The 24,422-nt window shown below is 67.5% G+C and carries 27 protein-coding genes; 18 read left to right on the plus strand and 9 right to left on the minus strand.

Annotated features, from left to right (window positions below):
- The coding region (locus AC1DY7_RS20540) for an aldehyde dehydrogenase family protein (protein ID WP_477495563.1) at positions 1–899 on the minus strand (899 nt) is incomplete at its 3' end.
- Between the two features lie 108 nt (positions 900–1,007).
- Between AC1DY7_RS20540 and AC1DY7_RS20545 the strand changes: the two genes are divergently transcribed.
- The 6 genes from AC1DY7_RS20545 to AC1DY7_RS20570 all read left to right on the plus strand — a co-directional run bounded on the left by AC1DY7_RS20545 (position 1,008) and on the right by AC1DY7_RS20570 (position 5,071).
- Positions 1,008–2,621, plus strand: a complete 1,614-nt coding sequence (locus tag AC1DY7_RS20545; protein ID WP_477495564.1) for a PucR family transcriptional regulator — start codon at positions 1,008–1,010, stop codon at positions 2,619–2,621.
- A gap of 27 nt (positions 2,622–2,648) precedes the next feature.
- Positions 2,649–2,849: a hypothetical protein gene (locus AC1DY7_RS20550; protein ID WP_477495565.1), complete on the plus strand. Its 201-nt coding sequence runs from the start codon at positions 2,649–2,651 to the stop codon at positions 2,847–2,849.
- Entirely contained in the window at positions 2,846–3,703 is an 858-nt protein-coding gene (locus AC1DY7_RS20555; protein ID WP_477495566.1) for an oxygenase MpaB family protein, read from the plus strand. The genes AC1DY7_RS20550 and AC1DY7_RS20555 overlap by 4 nt, the downstream gene beginning before the upstream one ends.
- 13 nt (positions 3,704–3,716) lie before the next feature.
- On the plus strand, positions 3,717–3,977 hold the full coding sequence (locus AC1DY7_RS20560) for a hypothetical protein (RefSeq protein WP_477495567.1): 261 nt from the start codon (positions 3,717–3,719) through the stop codon (positions 3,975–3,977).
- On the plus strand, positions 3,967–4,776 hold the full coding sequence (locus AC1DY7_RS20565) for a dienelactone hydrolase family protein (protein WP_477495568.1): 810 nt from the start codon (positions 3,967–3,969) through the stop codon (positions 4,774–4,776). The genes AC1DY7_RS20560 and AC1DY7_RS20565 overlap by 11 nt, the downstream gene beginning before the upstream one ends.
- A gap of 151 nt (positions 4,777–4,927) precedes the next feature.
- The gene (locus AC1DY7_RS20570) at positions 4,928–5,071 is read left to right on the plus strand and encodes a hypothetical protein (RefSeq protein WP_477495569.1); all 144 of its coding nucleotides are present in this window, start codon (positions 4,928–4,930) and stop codon (positions 5,069–5,071) included.
- On the opposite strand, the gene AC1DY7_RS20575 is transcribed toward AC1DY7_RS20570, so the two are convergent.
- Entirely contained in the window at positions 5,072–6,208 is a 1,137-nt protein-coding gene (locus AC1DY7_RS20575) for a GGDEF domain-containing protein (RefSeq protein WP_477495570.1), read from the minus strand. It lies immediately after the preceding gene.
- Positions 6,209–6,321: 113 nt separating this feature from the next.
- Between AC1DY7_RS20575 and AC1DY7_RS20580 the strand changes: the two genes are divergently transcribed.
- The 4 genes from AC1DY7_RS20580 to AC1DY7_RS20595 all read left to right on the plus strand — a co-directional run bounded on the left by AC1DY7_RS20580 (position 6,322) and on the right by AC1DY7_RS20595 (position 8,827).
- The gene (locus AC1DY7_RS20580; RefSeq protein ID WP_477495571.1) at positions 6,322–7,242 is read left to right on the plus strand and encodes an SDR family NAD(P)-dependent oxidoreductase; all 921 of its coding nucleotides are present in this window, start codon (positions 6,322–6,324) and stop codon (positions 7,240–7,242) included.
- A gap of 51 nt (positions 7,243–7,293) precedes the next feature.
- Entirely contained in the window at positions 7,294–7,773 is a 480-nt protein-coding gene (locus tag AC1DY7_RS20585; protein WP_477495572.1) for a GtrA family protein, read from the plus strand.
- A 115-nt stretch (positions 7,774–7,888) separates the two neighbouring features.
- The gene (locus AC1DY7_RS20590) at positions 7,889–8,332 is read left to right on the plus strand and encodes a Rieske (2Fe-2S) protein (protein ID WP_477495573.1); all 444 of its coding nucleotides are present in this window, start codon (positions 7,889–7,891) and stop codon (positions 8,330–8,332) included.
- Positions 8,333–8,428: 96 nt separating this feature from the next.
- Positions 8,429–8,827 (plus strand): hypothetical protein, encoded by a 399-nt coding sequence (locus AC1DY7_RS20595; protein WP_477495574.1) that lies wholly within the window; start codon positions 8,429–8,431, stop codon positions 8,825–8,827.
- Here the strand turns inward: AC1DY7_RS20595 and AC1DY7_RS20600 are convergent.
- Positions 8,824–10,104, minus strand: coding sequence for a L,D-transpeptidase (locus tag AC1DY7_RS20600; RefSeq protein WP_477495575.1), 1,281 nt, complete (start codon positions 10,102–10,104; stop codon positions 8,824–8,826). The two genes, AC1DY7_RS20595 and AC1DY7_RS20600, sit on opposite strands and share 4 nt — an antisense overlap.
- 91 nt (positions 10,105–10,195) lie before the next feature.
- Complete coding sequence (locus tag AC1DY7_RS20605) at positions 10,196–10,855, minus strand: O-methyltransferase (RefSeq protein ID WP_477495576.1); 660 nt, start codon at positions 10,853–10,855, stop codon at positions 10,196–10,198.
- Positions 10,856–11,061: 206 nt separating this feature from the next.
- On the opposite strand from AC1DY7_RS20605, the gene AC1DY7_RS20610 reads away from it, so the two are divergent.
- A complete protein-coding gene (locus AC1DY7_RS20610) occupies positions 11,062–12,051 on the plus strand; it encodes a TerC family protein (RefSeq protein ID WP_477495577.1) in 990 nt (329 codons plus the stop codon).
- A gap of 1 nt (position 12,052) precedes the next feature.
- On the opposite strand, the gene AC1DY7_RS20615 is transcribed toward AC1DY7_RS20610, so the two are convergent.
- Genes AC1DY7_RS20615 through AC1DY7_RS20635 form a run of 5 tightly spaced genes read right to left on the minus strand, consistent with a single transcriptional unit; the run spans position 12,053 to position 16,439 of the window.
- Entirely contained in the window at positions 12,053–12,706 is a 654-nt protein-coding gene (locus AC1DY7_RS20615; RefSeq protein WP_477495723.1) for a nitroreductase, read from the minus strand.
- Between the two features lie 2 nt (positions 12,707–12,708).
- Positions 12,709–13,494: an SDR family NAD(P)-dependent oxidoreductase gene (locus tag AC1DY7_RS20620; protein WP_477495578.1), complete on the minus strand. Its 786-nt coding sequence runs from the start codon at positions 13,492–13,494 to the stop codon at positions 12,709–12,711.
- A 34-nt stretch (positions 13,495–13,528) separates the two neighbouring features.
- A complete protein-coding gene (locus tag AC1DY7_RS20625) occupies positions 13,529–14,968 on the minus strand; it encodes a cytochrome P450 (protein ID WP_477495579.1) in 1,440 nt (479 codons plus the stop codon).
- Positions 14,965–15,774, minus strand: a complete 810-nt coding sequence (locus AC1DY7_RS20630; RefSeq protein WP_477495580.1) for an SDR family NAD(P)-dependent oxidoreductase — start codon at positions 15,772–15,774, stop codon at positions 14,965–14,967. Before AC1DY7_RS20630 ends, AC1DY7_RS20625 begins: the two co-directional genes overlap by 4 nt.
- Positions 15,771–16,439, minus strand: a complete 669-nt coding sequence (locus tag AC1DY7_RS20635) for a hypothetical protein (protein WP_477495581.1) — start codon at positions 16,437–16,439, stop codon at positions 15,771–15,773. The genes AC1DY7_RS20630 and AC1DY7_RS20635 overlap by 4 nt, the downstream gene beginning before the upstream one ends.
- Before the next feature lie 123 nt (positions 16,440–16,562).
- Between AC1DY7_RS20635 and AC1DY7_RS20640 the strand changes: the two genes are divergently transcribed.
- The 7 genes from AC1DY7_RS20640 (at position 16,563) to AC1DY7_RS20670 (ending at position 24,337) form a co-directional block, all read left to right on the plus strand.
- Positions 16,563–17,219, plus strand: coding sequence for a TetR/AcrR family transcriptional regulator (locus AC1DY7_RS20640; RefSeq protein ID WP_477495582.1), 657 nt, complete (start codon positions 16,563–16,565; stop codon positions 17,217–17,219).
- An 85-nt stretch (positions 17,220–17,304) separates the two neighbouring features.
- Positions 17,305–18,627: a PE-PPE domain-containing protein gene (locus AC1DY7_RS20645; protein ID WP_477495583.1), complete on the plus strand. Its 1,323-nt coding sequence runs from the start codon at positions 17,305–17,307 to the stop codon at positions 18,625–18,627.
- 100 nt (positions 18,628–18,727) lie between these two features.
- Positions 18,728–19,972, plus strand: coding sequence for an MFS transporter (locus AC1DY7_RS20650; RefSeq protein WP_477495584.1), 1,245 nt, complete (start codon positions 18,728–18,730; stop codon positions 19,970–19,972).
- Positions 19,973–20,009: 37 nt separating this feature from the next.
- Complete coding sequence (locus AC1DY7_RS20655; protein ID WP_477495585.1) at positions 20,010–20,996, plus strand: LacI family DNA-binding transcriptional regulator; 987 nt, start codon at positions 20,010–20,012, stop codon at positions 20,994–20,996.
- A gap of 117 nt (positions 20,997–21,113) precedes the next feature.
- Complete coding sequence (locus AC1DY7_RS20660) at positions 21,114–22,319, plus strand: cytochrome P450 (protein ID WP_477495586.1); 1,206 nt, start codon at positions 21,114–21,116, stop codon at positions 22,317–22,319.
- 50 nt (positions 22,320–22,369) lie between these two features.
- On the plus strand, positions 22,370–23,386 hold the full coding sequence (locus AC1DY7_RS20665; RefSeq protein ID WP_477495724.1) for a phosphotransferase: 1,017 nt from the start codon (positions 22,370–22,372) through the stop codon (positions 23,384–23,386).
- Between the two features lie 57 nt (positions 23,387–23,443).
- Positions 23,444–24,337 carry a DMT family transporter gene (locus AC1DY7_RS20670; RefSeq protein ID WP_477495587.1) on the plus strand — a complete coding sequence of 298 codons (894 nt, stop codon included), beginning with the start codon at positions 23,444–23,446 and terminating at the stop codon, positions 24,335–24,337.
- Positions 24,338–24,422: the final 85 nt, after the last annotated feature.

Here is a 24,422-nt window from a genome sequence, read left to right on the forward strand (position 1 = left end):
GCGACGAGGTCGTCGGCGATGGGGCCGACGGCGACGGCGGCGGAGATGGCCATGCAGCGTTCGCCTGCGGAGCCGAATCCGGCGTTGACCATGGCGTCGGCGGCGAGGTCGAGGTCGGCGTCGGGGAGGATGACGGCGTGGTTTTTGGCGCCGCCGAGGGCCTGGACGCGCTTACCGGAGGCAGTGCCGGTGGCGTAGACGTACTGCGCGATCGGGGTGGAACCCACGAAGGACACCGACTTGATCTTGGGGTTCGTGAGCAGTTCGTCGACCGCGGTCTTGTCACCCTGGAGCACGTTGAACACGCCGTCCGGCAGTCCGGCCTCGGCCCACAGCTGAGCCAGCCACAGGGAGGCTGACGGATCCTTCTCCGACGGCTTGAGCACCACGGTGTTGCCGGTGGCGATCGCGATGGGGAAGAACCACATCGGCACCATGGCCGGGAAGTTGAAGGGCGAGATGATGGCCACCGGCCCGAGCGCCTGGCGGATCGAGTAGACATCGACCTTCGTGGAGGCGTTCTCGGTGAAACCACCCTTGAGCAGGTGCGGGATGCCACAAGCGAATTCGACGACCTCCTGGCCGCGGCTGACCTCACCGAGGGCATCGGAGACGACCTTGCCGTGCTCGCTCGTGATGATCTCGGCCAGCTCACCCTTGCGGGCGTTGAGCAGCTCGCGGAAGTTGAACAGCACCTGCGTGCGCTTGGCCAGCGAGGCGTCCCGCCACGCCGGGAACGCGGCCGCGGCGGCGTCGATGACGGCCTGCGCATCGGCCACCGACGCCAGCGCCACCTGACCGGTGACTTGGCCGGTCGCCGGGTTCGTCACCGGGGCGGTCGCACCGGAGGTGCCTTCGAAGAACTTGCCGTCACGCCAGTGCTGAACGGTGGCTTGCATCGCGATGTGCTCACTTTCGTTTGAGGTTGCACCCAGTGTGTGGCCGCGGAACCCCCGCGCTCATTGACAGAACGTCTGCAAAATGGGCTCCGTCGATACACTCTGTAAATGATCATCACGCTGGCCGACGTCATGGGGCTGCCGGTGCTGCAACGCGGCGACCCCGAGGTGCTCAGCGCGCGGCGGTTCGACGAACCGATCCGCTGGGTGCACGTCAGCGATATGGCCGACCTGTCCAGCCTGGTGCAGGGCGGGGAGTTGGTGCTCACCACCGGCGCCGCACTGCGGGCAGACCCTCGTCGCTACCTGCAGGGCATGGCCGCCGCGGGCGTGCTCGGCGTGGTCGTCGAACTGGGCGGGGTCAACCTGCCCGCGGGAGTGGGCGCCATCGCCGAGGAGTTCGGGCTGGCGCTGGTGGCGCTGCACCGCCAGGTGCGCTTCGTCGAGGTGACCGAGGCGGTGCACCGGATGATCGTCACCGACCAGTTCGACCGCGTGGACTTCGACCGGCGGGTGCACGAGACCTTCACCGACCTCAGCATGAAACGTGCGTCGGTGAGCGGGATCGTCGACGCCGCCGCGGCCATCCTGGACGAGCCGGTGGTGTTGGAAGATCTGGCGCACCGGGTGCTGGCGGTGTCGGCGCGAGGTAACGCCGCCGAGCTGTTGCAGGATTGGGAGCGCCGGTCCCGGCGAAACTCCGAACACTGGGCGGTGACCGCGGTGGGGCCGCGCACCGAGGAGTGGGGCCGGCTCATCGTGCCCCGCCGTCCCGCCGACACGGCGCGTACCCAGATGGTGCTCGAACGCGCGGGGGTGGCGCTGGCGCTGCACCGGATGATCGAACGGGACCGCTCGGGGCTGGCGCACCAAGCCCAGACCGGGTTGATCGATGACGTGCTGCGCAGCCGCATCACCGACGAGCGGGAAGCCGCGGTGCGCGCACACGCGCTCGGGCTGCGGTCGGCGGCACGCTATGTGCCCGCCACAATCCGGGTGGAGCGCACCCCCAGCGCCGATCCCGTTGCCGGGCAACGGCGCAACGTGTCGTTGCTGGATACGGTCACGCACGCGGTCAACGCGTCCGGGCACACCGGGCTGTTCTCGGTCCGGCGCGACGGCGAGGTCGGACTGGTGCTCTCGCTCGGTGTCACCCGTTCGACGGACGCGGCCTTGACGGCGCTGGGCAACGACCTGCGTCGCGAGATACGCCGTGTAGAAAGCATTTCCGACTCTGCGCTGGCAGTCGGCGAACCGGTGGAACGGGTCATCGACGCCATCCACGGGCTGGCCGAGGCGTCGCACATCGCCGAGGTGGCGTTGTCGATGGGGGAGAAGCCGCGCCCGTTCTACCGGGCATCCGACGTCCGGCTGCGCGGCCTGATCTCGTTGCTGCGCAGCGATCATAGGGTGCAGGCCTTCGCCGAGACCGAGCTGCGGGCACTGCTGTCCGGTGACCCGTCGAACGTCGCGTTACTGCGGGAGTACTTGCGGTCGGCAGGCAACAAGGCGGCGGTGGCCCAGCGGTTGCACATCAGCCGTCCCGCGCTCTACAAGCGCCTGGCTGCCATCGGTGATGCCCTCGGCGTGGAACTCGACGACGGTGAATCGCGCACCTCCCTGCATGTCGCGTTGATGGTGCTCGACGCGCAGAAGCTCAGTCCCGCGGTGGGTTCCAGCTCCGAACCGATGCGCGCCGAGATCATCGATCCGTATACGTGACGCGCGCCGTCCCGATACGTTCGACGCGTGAATGTGCTCAACCGGATCATGGACTTCCGGATGACCGTCGCCGAATGGATCGGTCTCGCGTCGCTGCTCGCCGCACCATACGTGGTGATCGGGGTGCTGTGGTCGCTCTGGCATCTCGACCAACTGACGGCGCTGACGTTCGTCAGGTCGGCGGTCACGTGGCCGATTCTGTTGTTCGGAAACGGCTGCGCCCCATGACCCATCGCATCGGGATCACCAGGCGCACCGCCCGCTGGGACCGGGCCGGCGAGGTGTCCGTCGGCGACGCCATGGACTTCTGGGGTTTCGCGGCCGGGGCGGCCAACGTCGTCATGCAGCTGTCCTGGCCGGAAGTCGGCCACGGCGTGCTGGAGAGCACCGTCGATTCGGGCAATCTGCTCAAGCATCCGTGGAAGCGGGCCCGCACCACAGCGAGCTACCTGGCCGTCGCGGTCTTCGGCACCACCGCGGACCGGGAGGCGTTCCGGACCGCCGTCGACGGCGCGCACCGGCAGGTCCGGTCCGGTCCGGCCAGCCCGGTCCGCTACCACGCGTTCGATCGTGACCTTCAGATGTGGGTCGCCGCATGCCTGTTCGTGGGGCTCGAGGACGTCTATCAACTGCTGCGCGGTGCGATGACCCCGGCCCAGGCGGACCAGTTCTACCGCTCGGCGTGGACGCTGGGCACCACCCTGCAGGTCAACGAGGATCAATGGCCGGCCACCAGGGCTGCTTTCGACGAGTACTGGGCGCGATCCTGCGAGCGCGTCGTCATCGATCCCGGGGTGCGCGCCTACCTACTCGACATGGTGAACCTGCGGATGATCAATCCGATTCTGCGCCTGCCCTTTCGGCCGTTGCTGAAGTTCCTGACGGCCGGGTTCCTGGCGCCGGTGTTCCGGGACCAACTCGGGTTGCGCTGGGGACGGGGCCGTCAGGTGATGTTCGAGGCGCTCTTCCTGCTGGTGGCGTTCGTCAACCGGTTCATCCCGCCGTTCCTGCGCCAGGGCGGCAGTTACCTGTTGCTGATGGATGTGCGCAGGCGGAGCCGCGCCGGCCGGCCGTTGATCTAAGGGAGTTTCGACGATGCAACGCGTGCGTGAACTGCTGGCCCGTCCCGTCAGTGTCGGGGCGATGCTCGAGACGCTGATGTGGTTGGCCCTGCCGTACGTGATCATCGGGCTGGCCTTCACCGTGCTGCACCCCGACCATGTGCAGCAGCGGGAATCGCAACTGCAGAGGTGGTTTCCGGCGGGCGCCGATGTGGTCGCCTTCGGCGAGACGACGGTATGGTGGCCGCTGTTGCTCGTGTCTGGTACGGGAGAGGACCACTGCGGTGCCCAATGATGATCTCGCCGATTTCGAGCACACCGATTTCACCTATGAGGGCACCACGCGGGCGATCTACCGGAAGGGCAGCGGACCCGCCGTCATCGTGATCGCGGAGATTCCGGGCATCACGCCCAAGGTCCTCGACTTCGCCAGGAAGGTCGCCGACATCGGCTGCACGGCCGTGCTGCCGCACCTGTTCGGCCAGTCGGGCCGCGACCCGTACAGCAGCACCCGGGCGACCGTCGAAACCTTCGCCTCGTCGATCATCCCGACCTGTGTCAGCAAGGAATTCGTCACGCTGGCCACCGGGCGTACGTCGCCGGTCATCGGGTGGTTACGCGCCCTGGCCCGCGCCGAGCACGCGCGGTGCGGCGGACCCGGCGTCGGCGCGATCGGCATGTGCTTCACCGGCGGCTACGCGCTCGCCATGGCGGCCGACGACGTGTTGCTCGCGCCGGTGCTGTCGCAACCGTCGATGCCGGTGCCGCTCACGGCCCGGCAGAAGCGCTCCATCGACATCTCACCGGAGGATCTCGCCACGGTGAAACAGCGTTGTGCGGCCGGGCTGACGGTGTTGGGCCTGCGGTTCAAATCGGACCGGCTGGTGCCGGCGGAACGGTTCGACTTTCTGCGCGAACAGCTCGGCGAGGCGTTCATCGCGGTGGAACTCAACGACGTGGACGCCAACCCCGAAGCGCTGCTCACGCCGCATTCGGTGGTCACCGAACACCTCATCGACGAGCCCGGCCAGCCCACCAGGGCGGCGCTGGATCAGGTGCTCGACCTCTTTCGAACGCGGCTCCTGGCGGTGTAGCCCACCCGCGAGGAATGCGCGGGGCGGTGCGCGCTGTTGGCAGAGGTATGAATCAACGCGCTGGTGTGACGAGGGGCCGGGCTTCCGGTTGTGGAGTGCGCTCACTCACAAACGCCTTGTCAGCCGCGTTGCTTAGGAGGACTATCTAGCCATGCTAATGATAAAGCGATACGTGGAAGCGGCGCTGCTGTCCGTCGTCGCGTTGGCGGCGATCGCCATCCCGACCGTGATGCTGCTCCAGGATGGACCGCACCTGCCGATCCAGATCGTCATCAACGAACCCGTTACGCGCTAGTCAGGCCGATCGGCTGATGTCCCGGCCGTCTTCGTCCGGGTCGTCGCGCACCGTGGCGAGCCTCGGCGATTCGAGCAGGCAGCTCTGATTGCCGCCGGCCTTACGCGCCTCGTACATCGCGTTTGTCGCGATGGTCACCAGTTCGTCGAGGACGTCGTGCGAGGTCTGCGGCGCCAACCGTTGCAGCGGGGTGCTGACGACACCCAGGCTCGCGGTCAGCTGGAAGGGCGCGGATTTGATGGTGCTCAGGATGCGCTCGGCCAATGGCGAGGGATCCGCGTGGGTGAACACGTCGGCGACCAGATACTCACAATCCCCGAGATGGCCGATGACGGCGTCGCCGCGGACGGTCTCGCGCAGCCGTTGACCGATGGCCACCCGCGCACGATTGCCGCCGGCCTTGCCGGACATAGCGGTCAGCAGCGAAAAGCTGTCCAGGTTCGCCACGATGAGAACGAAATACCGGTCGTCGCGCCGGCTCCGTGAGCCGATCAGCGTGGCGACCTCGTCGTAGAAGGTCTGCCGGTTCAGCAGGCCGGTCAGCGGCTCGATACCGCCGGTGTTCATCTCGGAGCCGGCGATCTTGAGGGCCAGCTCGCACGCGAAGGCGACGGAGACGTTGATGGTCACCACCAGGGCCACCGATGAGATTGCCATGACCGGGTCCTCGGCCAACAACCGCCACGCGAGGGTGGCCAGCGTCGCGCCCTGGATGGTCCAGATGATGAGCAGCAGTCGCCGGGAATGGAAGAACACCGTGTACGCGGTCGTCATCACAAATGCGGTCGAACCCACCAGTGCGAGTACCGGATTCGGAAGCAGGAGGCACGCGGCCGCGATCAGCACCGTCCCCAGCGTCACGCAGAACATCGACTGACGCCACGACGGCCACTCCGAGCGGAGCCAGACGGCAGCCATGCTGCCGCTGCACACGATGACGAGCGCCACGGCGAACGGGCCGTAGGCGACGGAATGCTTCGGGGTGGCGATCGTGGCAGGCAAGGCGATGGCGCCGAGGCCGATGATGCTCCATGCCACCACCCGACACGTCAGGGTCTGCAGGTCGCGGGCGGCCAGGAATGCGGTGAGCCACTGGTAGTGATCGCCGCGATGTCGCCAGCGCCCGGGGGTGCGCATCAGACGCGTGATCGCATCGGACTACAACACCATGGCATCAGCGAACGGTACCAGCACAGGGCTGTCGGCAGTACCGTCGTTGCGGCCCGAAAATGCACGGTTAGCCTCGGAATATGACATCGCAGTGGACACCAGGACGACTCCGGGATCTGACCGGTAAGCGCATCATCGTGACGGGTGCGACCAATGGGGTGGGATTGGCGACCGCGACCGCGTTGGCCCGTGCGGGAGCGCGCGTGATCCTGGCGGTGCGCAACGCCGAACTGGGTGCGCAGCGGGCGTCCGAGATGGCCGGTGACACCGCCGTCGCCGAACTCGATCTGGCCGATCTGTCATCGGTGCGGGCCTTCCCCGGACGACTCGACGAACTCGGCGTCGGCGAGGTCGACATCCTGATCAACAACGCGGGCACGCTCACCCGGGAGCGCACCGACACAGTCGACGGGTTCGAGGCGACCATCGCGACCAACCTGCTCGGACCGTTCGCGCTGACTAATCTCCTGATGGATCGAGTGCGCGACCAGATCATCAACGTCGGTTCCGAGGCGCACAAGTCGGCCACCCTGCACCTCGACGACCTGCATCTGCGCACCCATAAATGGACTGTGATGGGTGCCTACGCGGCCTCGAAACTCACCGTGATGCTGTGGGGGCTGGAGCTGGATCGGCGGCTGCGGGCCGCCGGGTCGCCGGTCGTCACCCAGCTCACCCATCCCGGGTGGGTCGACTCGAACCTTCCGCAGATGGCGGGCGGGCCGCTGATGGGAATCGTTCAGCGCGGGGTCAAACTCGTCGCCGGCGCGGTGGCCAACGACAAGGACGCCGGCGCCGCCACCACCCTGTACTGCATCAGCGAGCCGATCCCTCCGGGCAGCTATGTGGGTGTGGACGGCCGACTCAGGCTGCGCGGAGTTCCGGTACTGATCGGCCGCAGCGTCCTGGCCTGTGACTACGCGGTGGCGGGGCGGATCGTCCAGTTCGCCGAACAGGAAACGGGGACAGAGCTTTTGGCGGTGCGCACGAGCGCGTCCTAATGTTTGCCAGGGCATAACGGGGCCGTCATATCGGGGTGCCATGGTGGGGCGGTGACCGTCGACCCGGCGCCGACATCGGCACCGGCGCGACTCGTCGAACGATTTCACCGGTTCTGTGAGCGCGTCGTGGCCCGCCTGCCCTTCGGGCTCGACGGGGTGGTCGCGCCCACCTTCCTGGGTTTCGCGCTGATCAACGGTTTCACCTTCGGGGTGGACCTGACGATTCTCACCTTGCTGCACAGCGGTTTTGGGGTGCTGCTGCCGATCGCCCTGACCGTCGGCTACGTCTGCGCGTTCGCGCTGAGTTACGTGCTGAACCGGACGCTGAACTTCCGCTCGCATGCGGTGGTCGGCCCGCAGCTGGCCATCTACGTGGTGGTGGTCGCCATCAACTACGCGGCCTTCATCGTCGCGCTGCCCACCGCGCTGGCGTCGTTCGGGCTGGAGTACCACGTGGCACGGATCATCGCCGGCGGCGGCGAGGCCGTGTTCATGTACAGCGCGATGCGCTGGGTGATCTTCCGCCGCTGACGGCCATTCCCGCGATAGGACCGCCCGAGTTCTTTACGCTCGTCACCATCTGGCGGACCACAGCCCATGCGTCCTGCCGGATCCCGGACCGGCCCTTGACGCGAGGAGACATTTCATGACCGTTCACGACACCGCCCTGGGACGCCGCCAGGTGTTGGCGGGCGCCGGAATCGCCGTGGGAGTCACCGCAATCGCGGCCTGCTCGGGATCCGACAAGAAGGATGCAGCGCCGACGTCGGAATCGTCGGCGAGTACCTCGGCGGCGGCGGGTGACAAGCCCGGCGGCGCACTGGCGACGACGTCGCAGGTACCGGTCGGCTCGGGGGTGATCGTCGGCGACGTCGTACTGACCCAACCCACCGCCGGGGTCTTCAAAGGGCTGTCCTCGGAGTGCACCCACGCGGGTTGTGCGGTGTCCGCCGTCGCCGACGGCAAGATCACCTGCCCGTGCCACGGCAGCGCCTTCGGCCTGGACGGCGCGGTGCTCAAGGGACCGGCGACCAAGCCCCTGGCCACCGTCGCCGTGACAGTGCAAGGCCAGGACATCGTCAAGGGGTAAGCCGCACGGAGGGCAGGAGCGAAGCGACCCGGGAAATGGGCACGGAGGGCAGGAGCGAAGCGACCCGGGAAATGGGCACAGCTACGATCACCGGCTGTGGGCGACGCGCAGGACTCGACACCGAAACCAAACCCGCAGTGGTACGAGGAATCGTGGGCGGTGTACGCGGCCGGTGCCGGTGCGCTCGCCGTGATCATCGTCCTCGTCTTCGCCGTGGTGCAGACCTCGCGCGGCTCGATGGATCCGGGCCATCCGCCCGCCCCCGCGACCGAGGACGCGCCGACGACCTCGCGGACCACCACGACGACGACCACGCGCACGCGGTCGACGCAGCCGTCCACGTCCGACATCAATCCGTCGGACACCAGCCCAGGGCCGACCACGACCACCGATGACTGGGTGCCGGATTTCCCGGAGCTGACCGGGACGACGACCACCACGTGGACCGACCCGTACGCGACGAGCACCTCCGCCCCCCGGGCCGGGGCGATCTAACTCAGCAGAGCGCTGCCCGTGCGCCACTGATCCCACGGCACCGCCCAATCGCCGTTCTGCGACAGCAACTCCTGGGGCGGGCCGCCGGTGTGGCGGATCTCCACGACGTCGCCGGGGACCGCGAAATCGAAGAACCACTTGGCGTTCTCGGAGCTCAGGTTCAGGCACCCGTGCGAGGTGTTGGTGTTGCCCTGGGCCCACACCGTGGCGTTGAGCTGATGCAGGTAGATGCCATCGCCACTGATCCGGGTGGCCCACGGGATGGTTTCGCGGTAGCCCAGCCGGGAGTTGGTCGGCAGACCGTAGGACGACGAGTCCATGATCACCGGATTGGCCTTGTCCAGCACGGTGTACACCCCGGGTGGGGTCCAGAAGTTCAGCGTCGTGCCGCCGATGGTCTCGGTGCCGCCGCGACCCATCGAGGTCGGCATGGTTCGCACCAGTTTCCCGTTGTCGAAGACACTGACCTGCTTGGTGTTGTCGTCCGCGATCGACACGTGGGAGTCGCCGATCTTGAACGACACCTTCTCGTCGTCCTGGCCGTAGTAGCCGTCGCCGAGCGGCACCCCATAGATGTTCGCGTCGACGGTGACGGTGGTGCCGGGCGCGTAGTAACGCTCCGGTCGCCAGTGCGCGTTCTGCTCGTCCACCCAGTTCCAGGAGCCCTTCACGGCCGGCGACGTCGTCACCACCAGTTGGCGTTCCGCGCGGGCCTTGTCGGTGACCGGCTCGTCGAAATGAGCGACGACGACGGTGCCGACGCCGTAGGTACCGCCGTCCTTGAGGGACGCGTAGCCGGTGGTGTTCAGGTAGACCGATGTCTGATAGCTCGGGGACACCGTGGTGAAGCTGGACGTCTCGGCGGCCGGCATGCCGCCGGGGCCCTGCGACCGGACGGTCATCGTGTACGTGCGGCCGTAGCCGAGCTGAACGGCCGGCTTCCACGCCGTGCGGTCGGGCGTCATGATCCCGGCCACGGCGGTGCCGTTCTCGTTGACCATCGTCACGTCGGTCAGCGTTCCGTTCGACGCGGTGACCTGAACCGGTCCTACCGGGAGCACGTTCTGGGCGCCGGCCGCGGGCTGCACCCGAACGGTCGCGGGTACCGGGGCCGGCGGAGCGGCATCGGGCGCCGCGAGATCGGCACCGGCGGCCAGGGTGCGGCAGCTGTCCTGGCACGCCACGATTGGCGAGCTCTGCGTCACGCCCAGGCCGGTGGTGACGAGAAGCAACGCCGCCAGGCAGGCGACGCGCACGCGGTAACGATCAAGACGCACGGGCACTCCGGGTCAGAGGATGGACTGGGCCGGGGTGCGTCACTGCACCGGCCGGACAGAAGCTCCCATAGTAGAGGGCGCCGGGCCCCGATCACACCCGACCGCTGATCTCCATGCTGTCCGTGTCGCGGGCCGCGAAATTCACGCTCGTGTAACCGTTGGCCGGTTCCCGTACGTAGTCGAGATATGGCTTGGTGTCGGCCATTTCGGTGTTGTCGGCGATCACCAGGGCGCCGGTGGACAGCCTCGGTTCGAGCACCCGCAGCACCGGCAGATAGAGCTCTTTCCACCCGTCGAGCAGCACCAGATCGACGGGGCCGGTGCCCGCCGCCAGGGTGCTGACGGCATCGCCTTCCAGGATGGTGATGAGATCCGACAATCCGGTCTCGGCGAAGGTCTGTTTCGCGGCGGCGATCTTGGCCGCGCTCAGCTCGGTGGTGATCACCCGGCCGGACCCGTTGTCGCGCACCGCCGCCGCCAGATGGACCGCCGAGAGGCCGAACGACATGCCGAACTCGACGATCGTCGCGGGCCGGGCGGCCCGCACCAAGGTGTAGAGCAGCCGGCCGGCAGCGGGAGTGACGGGCATGTAGATATCGCTGAGCGCATCCGCGCGTTCCTGGGCGCTGGCCCTCTGCAGACGGGCGTAATCGTCGGGGCCGCGTTCGCGCAGCCGGGTCATCTGTTGCTGGGATTCGGCGTACATCCGGTCCAGGGCGGTGGCCACCGGGTCTGAGGTCAGTGTTGTCATGCCGGCGAACGTACTCGGACGGGCTGTGTCTGCGATTAGACCGATCTGTGCCCGTCTGACACAATTGTGGGCGAGGGGAGTACTCCTATCGCTGTGGTGTCGTCATCACGTAGTCCAAAGTCGGATTGCCGGTGCCGCAGGCTGTGCCCATGAGGCCCGGCGGAAGAGACCTCGGCCGTTGAACGACGACCGGAGGCTCTTTTTACATGAATGTTTCTGCTCTCGAGTGGGGTATCACCCTCACCGTCACCATCGCGATCCTGCTCTTCGATGTGATCGTGATCGGGCGGCGTCCCCACGAACCATCCAAACGCGAAACCGCGACCTACCTGACGGTCTACGTCGGCCTGGCCGTGGCGTTCGGGCTGTGGACGTGGTTCTACCACGGCAGCCAGTTCGGCGTGGAGTTCTTTGCAGGCTGGCTCACCGAGTACAGCCTGTCGGTGGACAACCTGTTCATCTTCTTGATCATCATGGCCAGCTTCAAGGTGCCCCGGATCTACCAGCAGCAGGCGCTGCTGGTCGGCATCATCTTGGCGCTGATCTTCCGCGGCATCTTCATCGCGCTCGGCGCGGTGGCCATCGAGCGGTTCTCCTGGGTGTTCTACCTGTTCGGCGCATTCCTGGTGTACACCGCGCTCAAGCTGGTCCGTGACACCGAGCACGACGACGACGCCGACAACGGCGTGGTCCGGTTCGCGCAGAAGCACCTGAAGTTCACCGACAAGTGGGACGGCCTGAGCCTGTGGGTGAAGGAGAACGGCAAGCGTCTGATGACGCCGATGTTCCTGGTGATCGTCGCGCTGGGCACCACCGACCTGCTGTTCGCGCTGGATTCCATCCCGGCCATCTACGGCCTGACCCGCGAGCCCTACCTGGTGTTCACCGCCAACGTCTTCGCGCTGATGGGTCTGCGCCAGCTGTACTTCCTGCTCGGTGATCTGCTCAAACGACTGGTGTACCTGTCCCAGGGCCTGGCCTTCATCCTCGGCTTCATCGGTGTGAAGCTGCTGCTGCACGCATTGCACGAGAACGAACTGCCGTTCATCAACGGCGGCGAGTCGGTGCCCGTGCCGGAGATCCCGACGCTGGCCAGCCTCGGCGTGATCATCGTGACCCTGGTGATCACCACCGCGGCCAGCCTCTACAAGACACGCTCGGACGCGAAGAAGGCCGAGCCCGCCCCGGCCGAGTAGCTCAGTCCCGCACGAAGCGCACGTTCTCGGCCAGCGGGTTGCGGCCCACCCGCAATCCGTTGGCCGGGAACTCCGGGTCGGGATAGCCGATCGCCAGCCCACACAGCACCCGCATGTCGTCACCGATGCCGAGCTGCTCGCGCACGATGTCGGGATAGCCGGCGATGGAGACCTGCACGCACGTCCCCAGCCCGCGCGCTGTCAGTGCCAGCAGCAGCGTCTGCAGGAACATCCCGACCCCCATGCTGTCCACGTAGCCGAGTTCGTGGTGCATGCAGACGATGCCGGCCAGCGGGGCCCGGAAGAACTCCCAGTTGCGCAGCACGGCACGTCGGCGCGCCTCGGCGTCGTCGCGGGCGATGCCCATCGACCCGTACACGAGGCCGCCGAGGTCGCGGCGGTGGTGCTCGAAGTGTTGCGGCAGTTTCGGCACGTTGGGCGCCGACGCCTGCGCTTCCTGGAGCAGTGCCTCGACCAACCTGTCGCGCGCAGGCCCCGAGGCGAACACCACCTGCCAGGGCTGGATGTTGGAATTCGACGGGGCACGGACGGCCAGCGCGAGGGCTTCCTCGATCAACTCCTGCGGAACGGGCTTGTCCCGCAAGAACAACCGACTGGACCGGCGATCCGTGATGGCATCCTCGAGGTCGTACACGGTCACACGACGGTGCTGACGTAGCCGCCGTCGATGCGGACATCGGCGCCGGTGATGTTGGCCGAACGGTCGCTCGCCAGGAACAGCGCCAGGTCGGCAACCTCCTGTGCGGTGGTGGCCCGGCCGGTCGCGGCGCCGGCGGTGACGGACTGCAGCACCTCCTGGGCGGACGCGCCGCTGTCACCGCCGAACTGTTCGCCGACGCCGCCCTCGGCGAGCCACAGTGGGGTGGACACCGGCCCCGGGCTGATGACGTTCACCCGGACACCCTGGGGCCCGAATTCGCCGGACAGGCCCTTGGCGAGATTGGCCATCGCGGCCTTGGTGGCGCTGTAGTCCAGGATGGGAGAGTCGGGAAGCACCGCATTGACCGAACCGATCATCACGATGGATCCGCCATCCTTGAGCAGATGCGGCAAGGCCTCGCGGGTGACGCGGACCGCCGAGAGCAGGTTGACGTCGATCGAGGCCTGCCACGCCTCGTCGGTGACGGTCAGGAAGCCACCCAGGTGCGGGACGACCGCGCCGGTGTTGTTGACCAGGATGTCGATCCCGCCCCTCTCGGCGGCGGCACCGATGAGCGCCTTGGCCCCGTCGGCGGTGGCCAGGTCCGCGGCGACGAAGGTCGCCGACCCCGCGGCCTCCAGCGCCTTCAGTTCCGGTGAGTTGTGCCGCGCCCCGGCGACGACGAAGGCGCCGGCCTCGGCGAAGGCCTGACTGATGGCCAGGCCGATACCCTTGCTGGCTCCCGTGACGACGGCGACCTTGTTGCCCAGATGCATGTCCATGCCTCATACAGTGCACCGGAGGTGAGCGCCGTCGTCACCCGGGCAGGCGGTGCAGGTTCACCGGTAGTCCGTCGGCCGGGGTGGGACCGGTACCCCATGTCATGCGCGGCGTGTATCCGGGCGGTACATCCCAGTGGAACCGCCGCAGGAGTTGATGCATGACCGCCCTGACGTTCATATCGGCGAACTGCTGGCCCAGGCATTTGTGGACGCCGCCGCCGAAAGGCGCGAACGCGTAGCGGTGGACGGCGGTGGCGTCGGTCCCGGTGGTGAACCGGGCGGGATCGAACTGGTCGGGTTCGGGCCACCAATCGGCGAGCCGCATGGAGGCGTACACGTTGATCGCGACCTGAGACTTGCGGGGAATGAAATGCCCGGCCACCTCGGTGTCCTTGACGGTCTGCCGGAACAGCGTGCCTGCCGGCGCGTACATCCGGAGGATCTCCTTGAAGGCCGCGTCGAGCAGTGGGAACGCGGTGTCCAGCTCGGCCATGGTCAGCTCGTCGTGCGGATCGCTCAGGGCTTCGTCGCGAAGGGCGTTCTGCCACCGAATGTTTCGGCCGAGCTCATAGACCAGCATAGAGATCGCGATGGCGCTGGTGTCGTGGGCGGCCATCAGCAGGAAGATCATGTGGTTGACGATGTCGGCGTCGGTGAAGCGGTCACCGTCCTCGCTGCGGCTGCGGCACAGCATGGAGAACAGGTCGGTGCCGGTGCCGGCGCGCCGCGCGGGCAACTGTGCGGCGAAGTAGCGCTCCAGGCGCTCCCGGGCGCGCAGACCGCGGGCCCACATGCCACCCGGGACGTCGGCGCGGATCATGGCCTGCCCACCGCACACGGTGTCGTGGAAGTCCGCCGACAGCCGCTCGGATTCGGGTCCGAGCTCGGCGCCGACGAACACCTCGGCCGCCTGGTCGAGTAGCAGGTGCTTCACCGAGGTGTAGAACGGAAACTGTTGTACGGCAGGCCAGCCGGCGATGGTACGTCCGATACCGGGGCGCATCAGGTCCAGGTACCCGTCCAACGCGCTACGGGTGAACGCCTGCTGCATGATGCGCCGGTGGTCGCGATGCTCCTCGAAGTCGAGCAACATGATGCCGCGGTGGAAGAACGGGCCGATGACCGGCGCCCAGCCTCTGGTGCTGGAGAACGCCTTGTCCCTGTTGATCCAGACCGCCTCGAGCGCCTCGGGTCCCATCAATTGCACGATCTTGAAACCCACGCCGCCCGCCCACGACACCGGTCCGTATCGGTCATAGCGCCGCCGGGCGAACTCCAGCGGCTCGACGATCGAACTCAGGATGTGGCCGATCACGGGGAAGCCGTAGTTGCCGACGACCGGTTTGAGGTTCGAACCCCCGGGTGCGGGGGCCAACGCGTGCACCCGGCTGGGATAGCGCGAGGTGACACCCGCCGCCGCAGCCTGCAGCCGGAGCTTGACGTCTGCCGCGACGTCGGGCGAGATGAGGGTCACTGGCCGATCCGGTCGAGGTAGTCCTGCCGGGCGGACCGGTCATAGTGGCCGGGCGGCTTTCTCAGGGTGGCAAGGTGTTTGAGCCGCTGCAGCAGTGGCTCAGGCGTGGCCTCCTCTAGGGTCCCGATCGGGGCCAGCCAGCGGGGCACGGTGATCTCGCGGTGCGGGCGGCGCGCGCTGTCGGCGATGGCTGCGGCGATCTGTGCGGGCTGGCGGGTCGGCAACAGGTCGAGCGACACCCCGGCCGTCAACTCGGTGTGCACCGCGGTCGGCAGCACGGTGCTGAGGGTGACCCCAGTGTGGGAGATCTCCGCGCGCACCGATTTCGACAACGCCGCCACGGCGTACTTGGTCGCGCAGTACACCGAGATTCCCGGTGTTGTCACCTTGGCCGCCATGGAGGCGACGTTGACGATGTGGCCGCGGTTTCGCTCCAGCATTCCAGGAAGAAATGTGTGCATCCCGTTGATCACGCCGATCAGGTTGACGGCCACCTCGCGGTGGTAGAGCTCCAGTTTCTGCTCGGCGAAGGGGCCCATGTACTGGATCCCGGCGTTGTTGACCAGCATGTCCGGGGGGCCGTCGGCGCTGACCGTGGCATGGAAGCGTTGCACACTGGCAGCGTCGGTGACGTCGAGAACGGCTGCGCGGGCGCCGATCTCGGCCGCCGTGTGTTCGGCCTCGGCCTCGTCCAGGTCGCCGATCCACACCCGTGCGCCCCGGCGCACCAGCTCCTGGGCGGTGGCCTTCCCGATTCCGCGTGCGCCACCGGTGACACACGCGACCGCGCCATCGAGACGGATCATGCCGTCGCGCCGCGCTCGTCGCTGAACTCCCGCAGGCCGAAGTACGCGATCAGCCGGATGTCGCCGTCGGGCATGGTGAGCAGTGCGCGCCCGAGGTAGAGGCCCGGAATCAGTTCGACGACCTCGTCGCGGGTGCGTTTGATCGGGAAGGTGCGCACACTCGGGTTGCGGTACGGGGCGGGCGAATAGTCCAGCGCCCGGACTTTGAAGTAAGGCGCGATCGCCGCCGTCTCGATGGCATGACGGAAGTGGAACCCCGTCACCTCGGCTCCCTCGCGGCGCAGACCGCCGTACAGCGGGGCGACGGCCCGCAGTGAGTATTTGGCCAACGGGCTGAGTCTGTTGAAACCGGTACCGGCGGCAATGTCGAAGGTCTTGCCGCGCCAGGTGGGATCGATCTTCATCGCCGGGTTGGCGAGGTGGGCTTCCGGGATGCCGAACAGCTTGCCGATGATCAGGCCTTCCATCGCCCCGTGCGGTCCGTCTGGCGCACCGCCCCGCGCGAAGAGTTCGGCCAGCTGGTCGTGGCGCCCCGTGTCGCCGAGTTCGCGGAGGTAGTCCCAGGCCAGCCGGCGGGCGAGAACGGGAGCGTCCGCGGCCAACTCACGGAGGTCGCTCAGGGCTGACCCGGTGATGATGGGGTGATCGGTCGATGACGACTGCATGATGCCTCCAATATTGTGGTACGTGTTCGTGCCAGATAATCTGGTACCGAACCGTGCCAGAAGGGTTGGTGACTGTCAAGAGTGAATGCGCACACCGAACCGGCGGGATGCGACGATCAGGGAGTGTCCGGATCGCAACGCAGTTACGGTGGCCAATCCGCCGAGCAGCGGCGCGAAGTGCGCCGGGCCCGACTGCTGGACGCCGCCATCGACGCGATGTGCGACAACGAGTGGCGCACCGTCACGGTGGACAAACTGTGCGCGGCAGCCGGATTGAACAAGCGCTACTTCTACGAGGCCTTCACCGATCTGGATGCCGTCGCCGCCGCGGCCGTCGACGACATCGCCGCCGGTGTCAGCATCGCCACCCTCACCGCGGTGGCCGGCACCGCCGCCGAACCGGTCGCTGCGCAGGCCCGCGCTGCCGTTGACGCCCTGGTCCGCGTCCTGGTCGACGACCCCAGCCGGGCCCGGGTGCTCCTCGGGGGTGTCGCGAGTTCGGCTTCGCTGCAACGACATCGCGACGCCGTCATGCGTGGCCTGACCGAGGTGCTGATGGCGCACGCGCGGACCGTCCACGGGGTCGAGCTGGAGAGCGACCCGTTGGCTCGGGTCGCGCCGGCTTTCATCGTCGGCGGTACCGCCGACGCGATCCTCGCCTTCATCGACGGGCGGTCGGTGATGACGCCGGAGGAACTCGTCGACGGCCTGACCACCCTCTGGCTCATCACCGGCAACGGCGCGGCCGACGTCGCCCGCGCGCGCCACGAAAAGCGGTGACCGCCGCCCCGATAGCCTTCCGCCAGCAAACTCGGTGCGCTACCATTTCGCAGGGTCCGGTGGCCGGGCCGAAATGAGGTCTTACGTGGCGAACCCACAGGGGCGGCATCGCGCCCGGTCGGCAGGTCTGTTCAGCGGAGTTGTCGGCACCGCGGGGGTGGCTCTGGCCGGTGCGGTCCTGGTCGGGATGACGCCGGCCGTCTCGGCAGCCCCGGCGCTACTGGCAAACTCATCCGTGTACTTCTTGCAGGGCACCAAGATCGGGGACACCACAGGTCACCCGGCGCCGCTGATCTTCACCACCGAGATGATGACGGGCGCGGGGGAGGCGGCGCCGGACCCGGCCGGCTTCCAGTTCGTGAACTACCCAGCCACCATTGGACCGTTCTCCACCGGTGGATTCCGGGATCCGAACTGGGGTGTCTCCGTGGGCCGGGGTATCGCCGCGCTCGGTGAGCAACCGGTGGCAGGTGACACCGTGTTCGGTTACTCGCAGGGTGCGGTGGTGGCCACCGCCTACAAGCGCGACCATCTGGGTAACGGCGTCGACTACGTCCTGGTGGAGAATCCGGGGCGGCCCAACGGCGGCATCTTCGAGCGTTTCCACGGGCTGTACGTGCCGCTGCTCAACATCAGATTCAGCGGGGCCACTCCGGTGGGTCCGGATCAAAGTGGCGGGACCACCGTCGATATCGCCCGGCAGTACGACGGGTGGGCGGACTTCCCCAAATATCCACTGAACCTGCTGGCCACCGCGAACGCCGTGCTGGGGATCATCTATCTACACGGCGACACCCAGGATCTCGACGACGACGCCGTCATTGACATCGACAAGACCGACCCGCGGTACTACCAGCAGCACGGCGACACCACCTACTACCTGATCCCGACCAAGCGCCTGCCACTGCTCATGCCGCTGAGCGGACTGCTGCCGAAATCGGTGCTCGACAAGTTGGACCGGCCGCTGCGTACCCTGGTCGAACTCGGTTACGACAGAAGTGATTACAGCAAGAACACGCCGGCTCAGATCGTGGGGCCGATCGGTGCGCGGGCCGCGGTTCCCGATGTCGCAGCGGGCGCTGCGGTGACGGCCGAAGAGGTGCAGCCGACTCCGGTGGCGGCCGTCACGGCGAAGATCCCGACCTCCAAGAAGTCGGCGACCCCGCCCGTGACCCCGGATGTGAAGCAGAGCGACACGACAGACAACGACCCGCCGAAGCCGCCGCGAACTTCGTTGTCGACGAAGCTCCGTCAGTCCGGCGCGGCCATCTCCTCGAAGCTGCGCTCCTTGACCGGCCGGAAATCCGACCCCAAGACCACGGATGTGGATGCGTCGCAACCGGGTTCGAAACCAGAACCCAAGAAGGACGAACCCAAGAAGGACGAGCCGAAGTCGGACGCCGCGTGAACTGACCAGCGCGACAGCCTGATTGAGCGACCGCCGTTAAGCGTGTCGCCTAATCGGTAAAGCGCGCACCGCCAACGGTGTCTGATTACCCTGTGTCGGCATGTCCCCCGCAGTGCGCAAAGCCATCGTCGGCGCGTCGATCGGCAATGCCGTCGAATGGTTCGATTTCGCGATCTACGGATTCCTCGCCACCTTCATCGCAGCGCACTTCTTCCCGGCCGGTGACGACACCGCCGCACTGCTCAACACGTTCGCGATCTTCGCCGCGGCCTTCTTCATGCGCCCGCTGGGCGGCTTGGTCTTCGGCCCGCTCGGAGACCGCATCGGCAGGCAGAAAGTACTTGCCGTCGTCATCCTGCTGATGTCGGGTGCGACGCTGCTCATCGGTCTGCTGCCGACCTACACCTCGATCGGCGTGGCCGCCCCGCTGCTGCTGCTCGGCCTGCGCTGCCTGCAGGGCTTCTCGGCCGGCGGCGAATACGGCGGCGGCGCCGTCTATCTCGCCGAGTACGCCGACCCGGCGCGCCGGGGTTTCACCGTCACGTTCATGGCATGGTCCGGGGTGCTGGGCTTCCTGCTGGGCTCGGTGACCGTCACCGTGCTGCAGGCGACGCTGCCCGCCGCCGCGATGGACAGCTACGGCTGGCGTATCCCGTTCCTGCTGGCGGCACCGCTGGGGCTGGTCGGTCTCTACATCCGGCTGCGCCTCGACGACACCCCGGAATTCACCGAACTCAGCACCCGCGACGAGGTCGCCGGGCGGCCGCTGCGCGAAGCGCTGACCACGTCGTGGCGGCCGATCCTGCAAGTCATCGGCTTGTTCCTGATCTTCAACGTCGGCTACTACGTGGTGTTCACCTTCCTGCCGAGCTATCTGATCAAGACGTTGCACTACAGCAAGACGGCGTCGTTCGTGTCGATCACGATGGCCAGCCTGGTGGCGCTGATCCTGATCCTGCCGCTGGCCGCGTTGTCGGACCGGGTGGGGCGACGGCCGCTGTTGATCGCGGGGTCCGGGGCTTTCATCGTGCTGGCCTATCCGTTGTTCCTGTTGCTGAACTCGGGGTCGCTGGTGGCGGCGATCGGGGCGCACTGTGCGCTGGCGGCCATCGAGTCGGTGTACGTGTCGACGGCCGTCACCGCCGGAGTGGAACTGTTCGCCACCCGGGTCCGTTACAGCGGGTTCTCGGTCGGTTACAACGTGTGTGTCGCGCTGTTCGGTGGCACCACCCCCTACGCCGTGACCTGGCTGACCGCCAACGTCGGCAGTGTCATCGCGCCGGCCGGCTATCTGATCGTCGCCGCGGTGCTGTCGCTGGGCACCGTCCTGACGCTGCGCAGGTGAGCGAACCCCGCGGCGGGTGACCTGCCATGATGGGCCGATGACAGCTCAGCCGAAGTCGGCCCGGCCGACGAAGGCGGATGTTGCGCGCCTGGCCAAGGTGTCCCCGGCGACCGTCAGCTACGTCCTCAATGACGTGAAGGGCCAGACCATCTCGGCGCAGACCCGCGCCGCGGTGCACGACGCCGCCCGCCAACTCGGCTACCGGCCCAACCTCGCGGCCCGAAACCTCGCTCGCGGGGGCAGTGGAGTGGTGCTCTACGTGGTGCCGCCGTTCTCCCTCGGCGAGTTGTTGCTCGAAGTCGGCAGCAGGCTGACCACCGAGTTGGGCAGGCACGGCATCGTGCTGTCGCTGCAGTTCGAGACCGACGACGGCCGCAACGTCGTCGACGCCGTCGCCGACCTGAACCCGATCGCCGTCACCAGCGTGTTCCCGCTCAGCGGCGCAGCATTGGAAGCCGTTGCGGGAGCAGGTATTCCGCAGATACACCTCGGAAGCGCGCAACTGCACGCGATGGGCGCCCTGCACCTGAGCATCGGCGAGATGCGGGTGGCGCATCTGCTGGAGCGGGGGCACCGCCAGCTGGCATTCGCCTACGCCGAGGCCGAAGCGCTGCGCCCGCTGGGCGACTACTGGCTGGCCGGGCTGCGGGTGGCCGCGAGCGACCTGCCCGAGATTCTCACCGGTGCCGTCGCCGCCGACGGCAGCGACGCGGCCGACGCGGTGCGCACCTGGGTGGCCGCCGGGGTGACCGCCGTGTGTGCGCAGAGCGACGAGACGGCGCTGGTGGTGCTGCACGGAATCCGCGAGGCCGGCCTGCGCTGCCCGCAGGACCTGGCGGTCATGGGGGTGGACGCGATCCCGCTGGGTGCGGTCAGCGGACCCCCCCTGACCTCGGTGGGACTGGACGCGAAGACGATCGTCGAGGTGTCGGTGGCCGCGATGATGTCCGAACTCGGCTACCCCAGCATCCAGGAACCGAGCAGCGAGAACGTCGCGCACCTGATCCAGCGCGCGTCCACCTGACCTGCCGCAACAAACCGTGCCGCAGTTGTAAACATCGGTGCTTGCTCTCGGGGTGCCCGTCCGCGTAACTTACGCGAGTAAGTAATCCGGCAGCCTCCGGAGAAGGTGAGAAATTCAGTGACGACGGTCGACGCAAACACAGACGTGTATTTCGATCCCTACAACGTCGAGATCAACGCCAACCCGTACCCGACGTTCGCGCGGCTGCGGGAAGAGGCGCCGCTCTACTACAACGAGCAGTTCGACTTCTACGCGTTGAGCCGGTTCGCCGACGTGAACAAGGCGCTCATCGACCACGAGACGTTCAGCTCCGCCCGCGGCGCCATCATCGAGCTCATCAAGGCCAACATCGAAATTCCTTCGGGCGCACTGATCTTCGAGGACCCGCCGATCCACACCACGCACCGCAAGCTGCTGGCCCGGATGTTCACCCCGCGCAAGATCGCCGCGCTGGAACCCAAGATCCGGGAGTACTGCGCCCAGGCGCTGGACCCGCTGGTCGGCACCGGCAAGATCGACTTCATCACCGATTTCGGCGCCATCATGCCGATGCAGGTGATCAGTGCGCTGCTGGGCATCCCCGAGGACGACCAGGAGATGATCCGCGACCACGGCAATGCCCAGATGCGCACCGAGGCGGGCAAGCCGATGGAGGCCGCCGAGAAGGGCCTGGTCGACGGCTCGATCTTTGAGACCTACATCGACTGGCGCAAGGACAACCCGTCCGACGACATCATGACCGACCTGCTCAACGTCGAGTTCACCGACGAGCAGGGCGTGACCCGCCACCTCACCCGCGAAGAGCTGCTCATCTACATCAACGTGGTGGCCGGCGCGGGCAACGAGACCACCACCCGCCTCATCGGCTGGGCGGCCAAGGTACTCGCCGAACACCCGGACCAGCGTCGTCAGCTCGTCGAGAACCCCGCCCTGATCCCGCAGGCGATCGAAGAACTGCTGCGTTTCGAACCGCCGGCCCCGCACGTCGCGCGTTACGTGACTCGCGATATCGAGTACTACGGCCAGACCGTGCCCGCGGGCTCCTCGATGATGATGCTCATCGGCTCCGCGGTCCGCGACAGCCGTCAGTTCCCGCCCGACGGTGAGGTGTTCGACATCCACCGCGAGCAGCGCCAGCACCTGGCGTTCAGCGTCGGCACGCACTTCTGCCTCGGCTCGGCGCTGGCCCGCCTGGAGGGCCGGATCGCGCTGGAGGAGATGCTCAAACGCTTCCCCGAGTGGGAGGTCGACCTACCGAACGCCGCGTTGTCGCCGACGTCGACGGTGCGCGGCTGGGATTCGATGCCGGCGTTCATTTCGTGACGGCGAGCCTGACCGTCCCGAGCTCCTGGGATGAGGTCAGTGCCGACTGGATGACCGCGGCACTGGCCCGCGACTTCCCGGGCGCGGTGGTCAGCGCGGTGACCGTCGCGATGCGTGATGACGGCACCAACCGGCGCGCCCGGTTGGCGCTGACCTACGAGCCCGGTCCGGCGGGCCCCGGCACGGTGTTCGTCAAGGCGGTCGACCCCGAGCACCGCGAGATGATCAAGTACACCAGCGGGCTGCTGCACGAGCCCAGGTTGTTCAGCTCCGACGTGGCTCTGCCGCTCGAGCATCCGCAGGTGTACGCCGCTCCGATGGACGAGGCTGCCGAGGACTTCATGCTCGTCATGGAGGACCTCACGGCGCGCGGCGCCGATCCGCGCGACGCCACCCGGCCGCTGACCGTCGAGCAGGCGGCCAGTGGGGTGCGCGGGCTGGCGCGGATGCACTCCGCGTTCTGGGGTGAGCGGCTGCAGCGTCCCGGGCTGGACTGGCTGGAGCCGTTCGTGCCGTGGGACGGCATGCAGTACGCGCCGTTGCCGGCGGCGCTGGAACGGCTCGGCACCGACGCGCCGGCATCGGTGCACGCGCTGAGCATCGATGAACTGGTGGAAGGCATCTGGAAGCCCTTCATCCGGACGCTGACGACCACGGCGCCGACGCTGCTGCACGGTGACGCGCATGTCGGCAACACCTATCTCCTTCCGACGGGTGAGGTCGGCTTCCTGGACTGGCAGGTGGCCCGGCGCGGGAACTTCTCCGGGGACCTCGGTTACTTCCTGCAGGGCGCGCTGGTCACCGAGGACCGCAGGGCTCACGAACGTGAACTGCTGGCCGAATATCGCGACGCAGTCGAACTGCCGGCCGATGAGCTACCGTCGGCCGACGAGATCTGGCTGCGCTACCGGGCATCGGTCGCACATGGGCTGACGACATGGCTGGCCACCGCGAGCGCCGGTGAACTGTGGCAGCGGCCCGATATCGCGCTGGCCCTCGCCCAGCGCTATTCGGCGGCCTATGACGACCTTGAGACGGCCGATGCGCTGTCAGAACTCGGGGCCTGACCGGCCCCCTGACCGTGCTCTTAGGCGCGGGGACCGCAGACCCCCTAGGGTTGTGGCGTGCTAGGCCCCGCCCTGGTGGTGTTGTTCGCCTTGTGCGCCGCGATCTTTGCCGCAGTCGGCATCGTGGTGCGCCAGCGCGCCACCCTCGACGTCCCCCCGGAGCACGGGGTGAGCACCGTCATGGTCGCCACCCTGTTGCGCCGCCCGCTGTGGTGGGCAGGGACAGCGGCGGCGGTGGCCGGGTTCGTCTTCCAGGCGCTCGCCCTGGCGCACGGTTCGTTGTTGGTGGTGGCGCCGCTGCTCGTCTCGGCGCTGCTGTTCGCACTGCCGCTGAGCGCTCGGCTGGCGCACCGCAAGGTCACCCGCTCCGAATGGCTGTGGGCCATCCTGCTGACCCTGTCGCTCGCGGTGTTCATCCTGCTGGCGCATCCCCGGGTCAATGAGCACATCGCGCCGGCCCGCCAGATCACCGTCGTCGTGGTGATCAGCTTCCTGGTCGTCATCGCGTGCGTGGCCATCGCGCTGCGCAGGCCGGGCTGGCAGCGGGCCGTGCTGCTGGCCGTCGGAGTCGGCGTGCTGTTCGGCATGGTGGCCGTGATGACCAAGGTCCTGATGCACCTGCTCGCCCGCGACACCGTGGCGCAGGTGCTGGCCACCCCGGTGCCCTATGTACTGGTGGTGCTCGGGGTGGTGGCCACGCTGCTGCAGCAGTCGGCGTTCCACGCCGGTTCGCTGCAGACCTCGGTGCCCACCATGGTCGTCATCGAACCGCTGGCCGCCGTGCTGCTCGGCGCGTTCATCCTCGGCGAGCAACTCGACGCCAACGGCTGGGAAGCCATTGCCCTGACCGCCGCGGTGGTGGTCATGACGGTCGCTACCATTGCGCTCGGTCGCGACGAAGGGGCGTACGAAACGCGCCTGGAAGCAACCAAAGCCCCCACGTCCAGTTAGCTGGCGGGCGAGCATCCGCCACCTGTGAAGTGGCTGAAAGCCAGGTAGTGGCACCGTCGTTCGGTGGTCTTGCTCACATCACCCT

The organism is Mycobacterium sp. P2_H7 (assembly GCF_056403275.1).

Excerpts from the sequence above, each read along its gene's own strand:
- AC1DY7_RS20635 (WP_477495581.1), bottom strand. The coding sequence starts at position 16,439 with ATGCAGTCGTCATCGACCGATCACCCCATCATCACCGGGTCAGCCCTG.
- AC1DY7_RS20575 (WP_477495570.1), bottom strand. The coding sequence starts at position 6,208 with ATGCGCACCCCCGGGCGCTGGCGACATCGCGGCGATCACTACCAGTGG.
- AC1DY7_RS20665 (WP_477495724.1), top strand. The coding sequence starts at position 22,370 with ATGACCGCGGCACTGGCCCGCGACTTCCCGGGCGCGGTGGTCAGCGCG.
- AC1DY7_RS20610 (WP_477495577.1), top strand. The coding sequence starts at position 11,062 with ATGAATGTTTCTGCTCTCGAGTGGGGTATCACCCTCACCGTCACCATC.
- AC1DY7_RS20630 (WP_477495580.1), bottom strand. The coding sequence starts at position 15,774 with ATGATCCGTCTCGATGGCGCGGTCGCGTGTGTCACCGGTGGCGCACGC.
- AC1DY7_RS20620 (WP_477495578.1), bottom strand. The coding sequence starts at position 13,494 with ATGGACATGCATCTGGGCAACAAGGTCGCCGTCGTCACGGGAGCCAGC.
- AC1DY7_RS20650 (WP_477495584.1), top strand. The coding sequence starts at position 18,728 with ATGTCCCCCGCAGTGCGCAAAGCCATCGTCGGCGCGTCGATCGGCAAT.
- AC1DY7_RS20555 (WP_477495566.1), top strand. The coding sequence starts at position 2,846 with ATGACCCATCGCATCGGGATCACCAGGCGCACCGCCCGCTGGGACCGG.
- AC1DY7_RS20605 (WP_477495576.1), bottom strand. The coding sequence starts at position 10,855 with ATGACAACACTGACCTCAGACCCGGTGGCCACCGCCCTGGACCGGATG.
- AC1DY7_RS20655 (WP_477495585.1), top strand. The coding sequence starts at position 20,010 with ATGACAGCTCAGCCGAAGTCGGCCCGGCCGACGAAGGCGGATGTTGCG.
- AC1DY7_RS20580 (WP_477495571.1), top strand. The coding sequence starts at position 6,322 with ATGACATCGCAGTGGACACCAGGACGACTCCGGGATCTGACCGGTAAG.
- AC1DY7_RS20545 (WP_477495564.1), top strand. The coding sequence starts at position 1,008 with ATGATCATCACGCTGGCCGACGTCATGGGGCTGCCGGTGCTGCAACGC.
- AC1DY7_RS20590 (WP_477495573.1), top strand. The coding sequence starts at position 7,889 with ATGACCGTTCACGACACCGCCCTGGGACGCCGCCAGGTGTTGGCGGGC.
- AC1DY7_RS20560 (WP_477495567.1), top strand. The coding sequence starts at position 3,717 with ATGCAACGCGTGCGTGAACTGCTGGCCCGTCCCGTCAGTGTCGGGGCG.
- AC1DY7_RS20570 (WP_477495569.1), top strand. The coding sequence starts at position 4,928 with ATGCTAATGATAAAGCGATACGTGGAAGCGGCGCTGCTGTCCGTCGTC.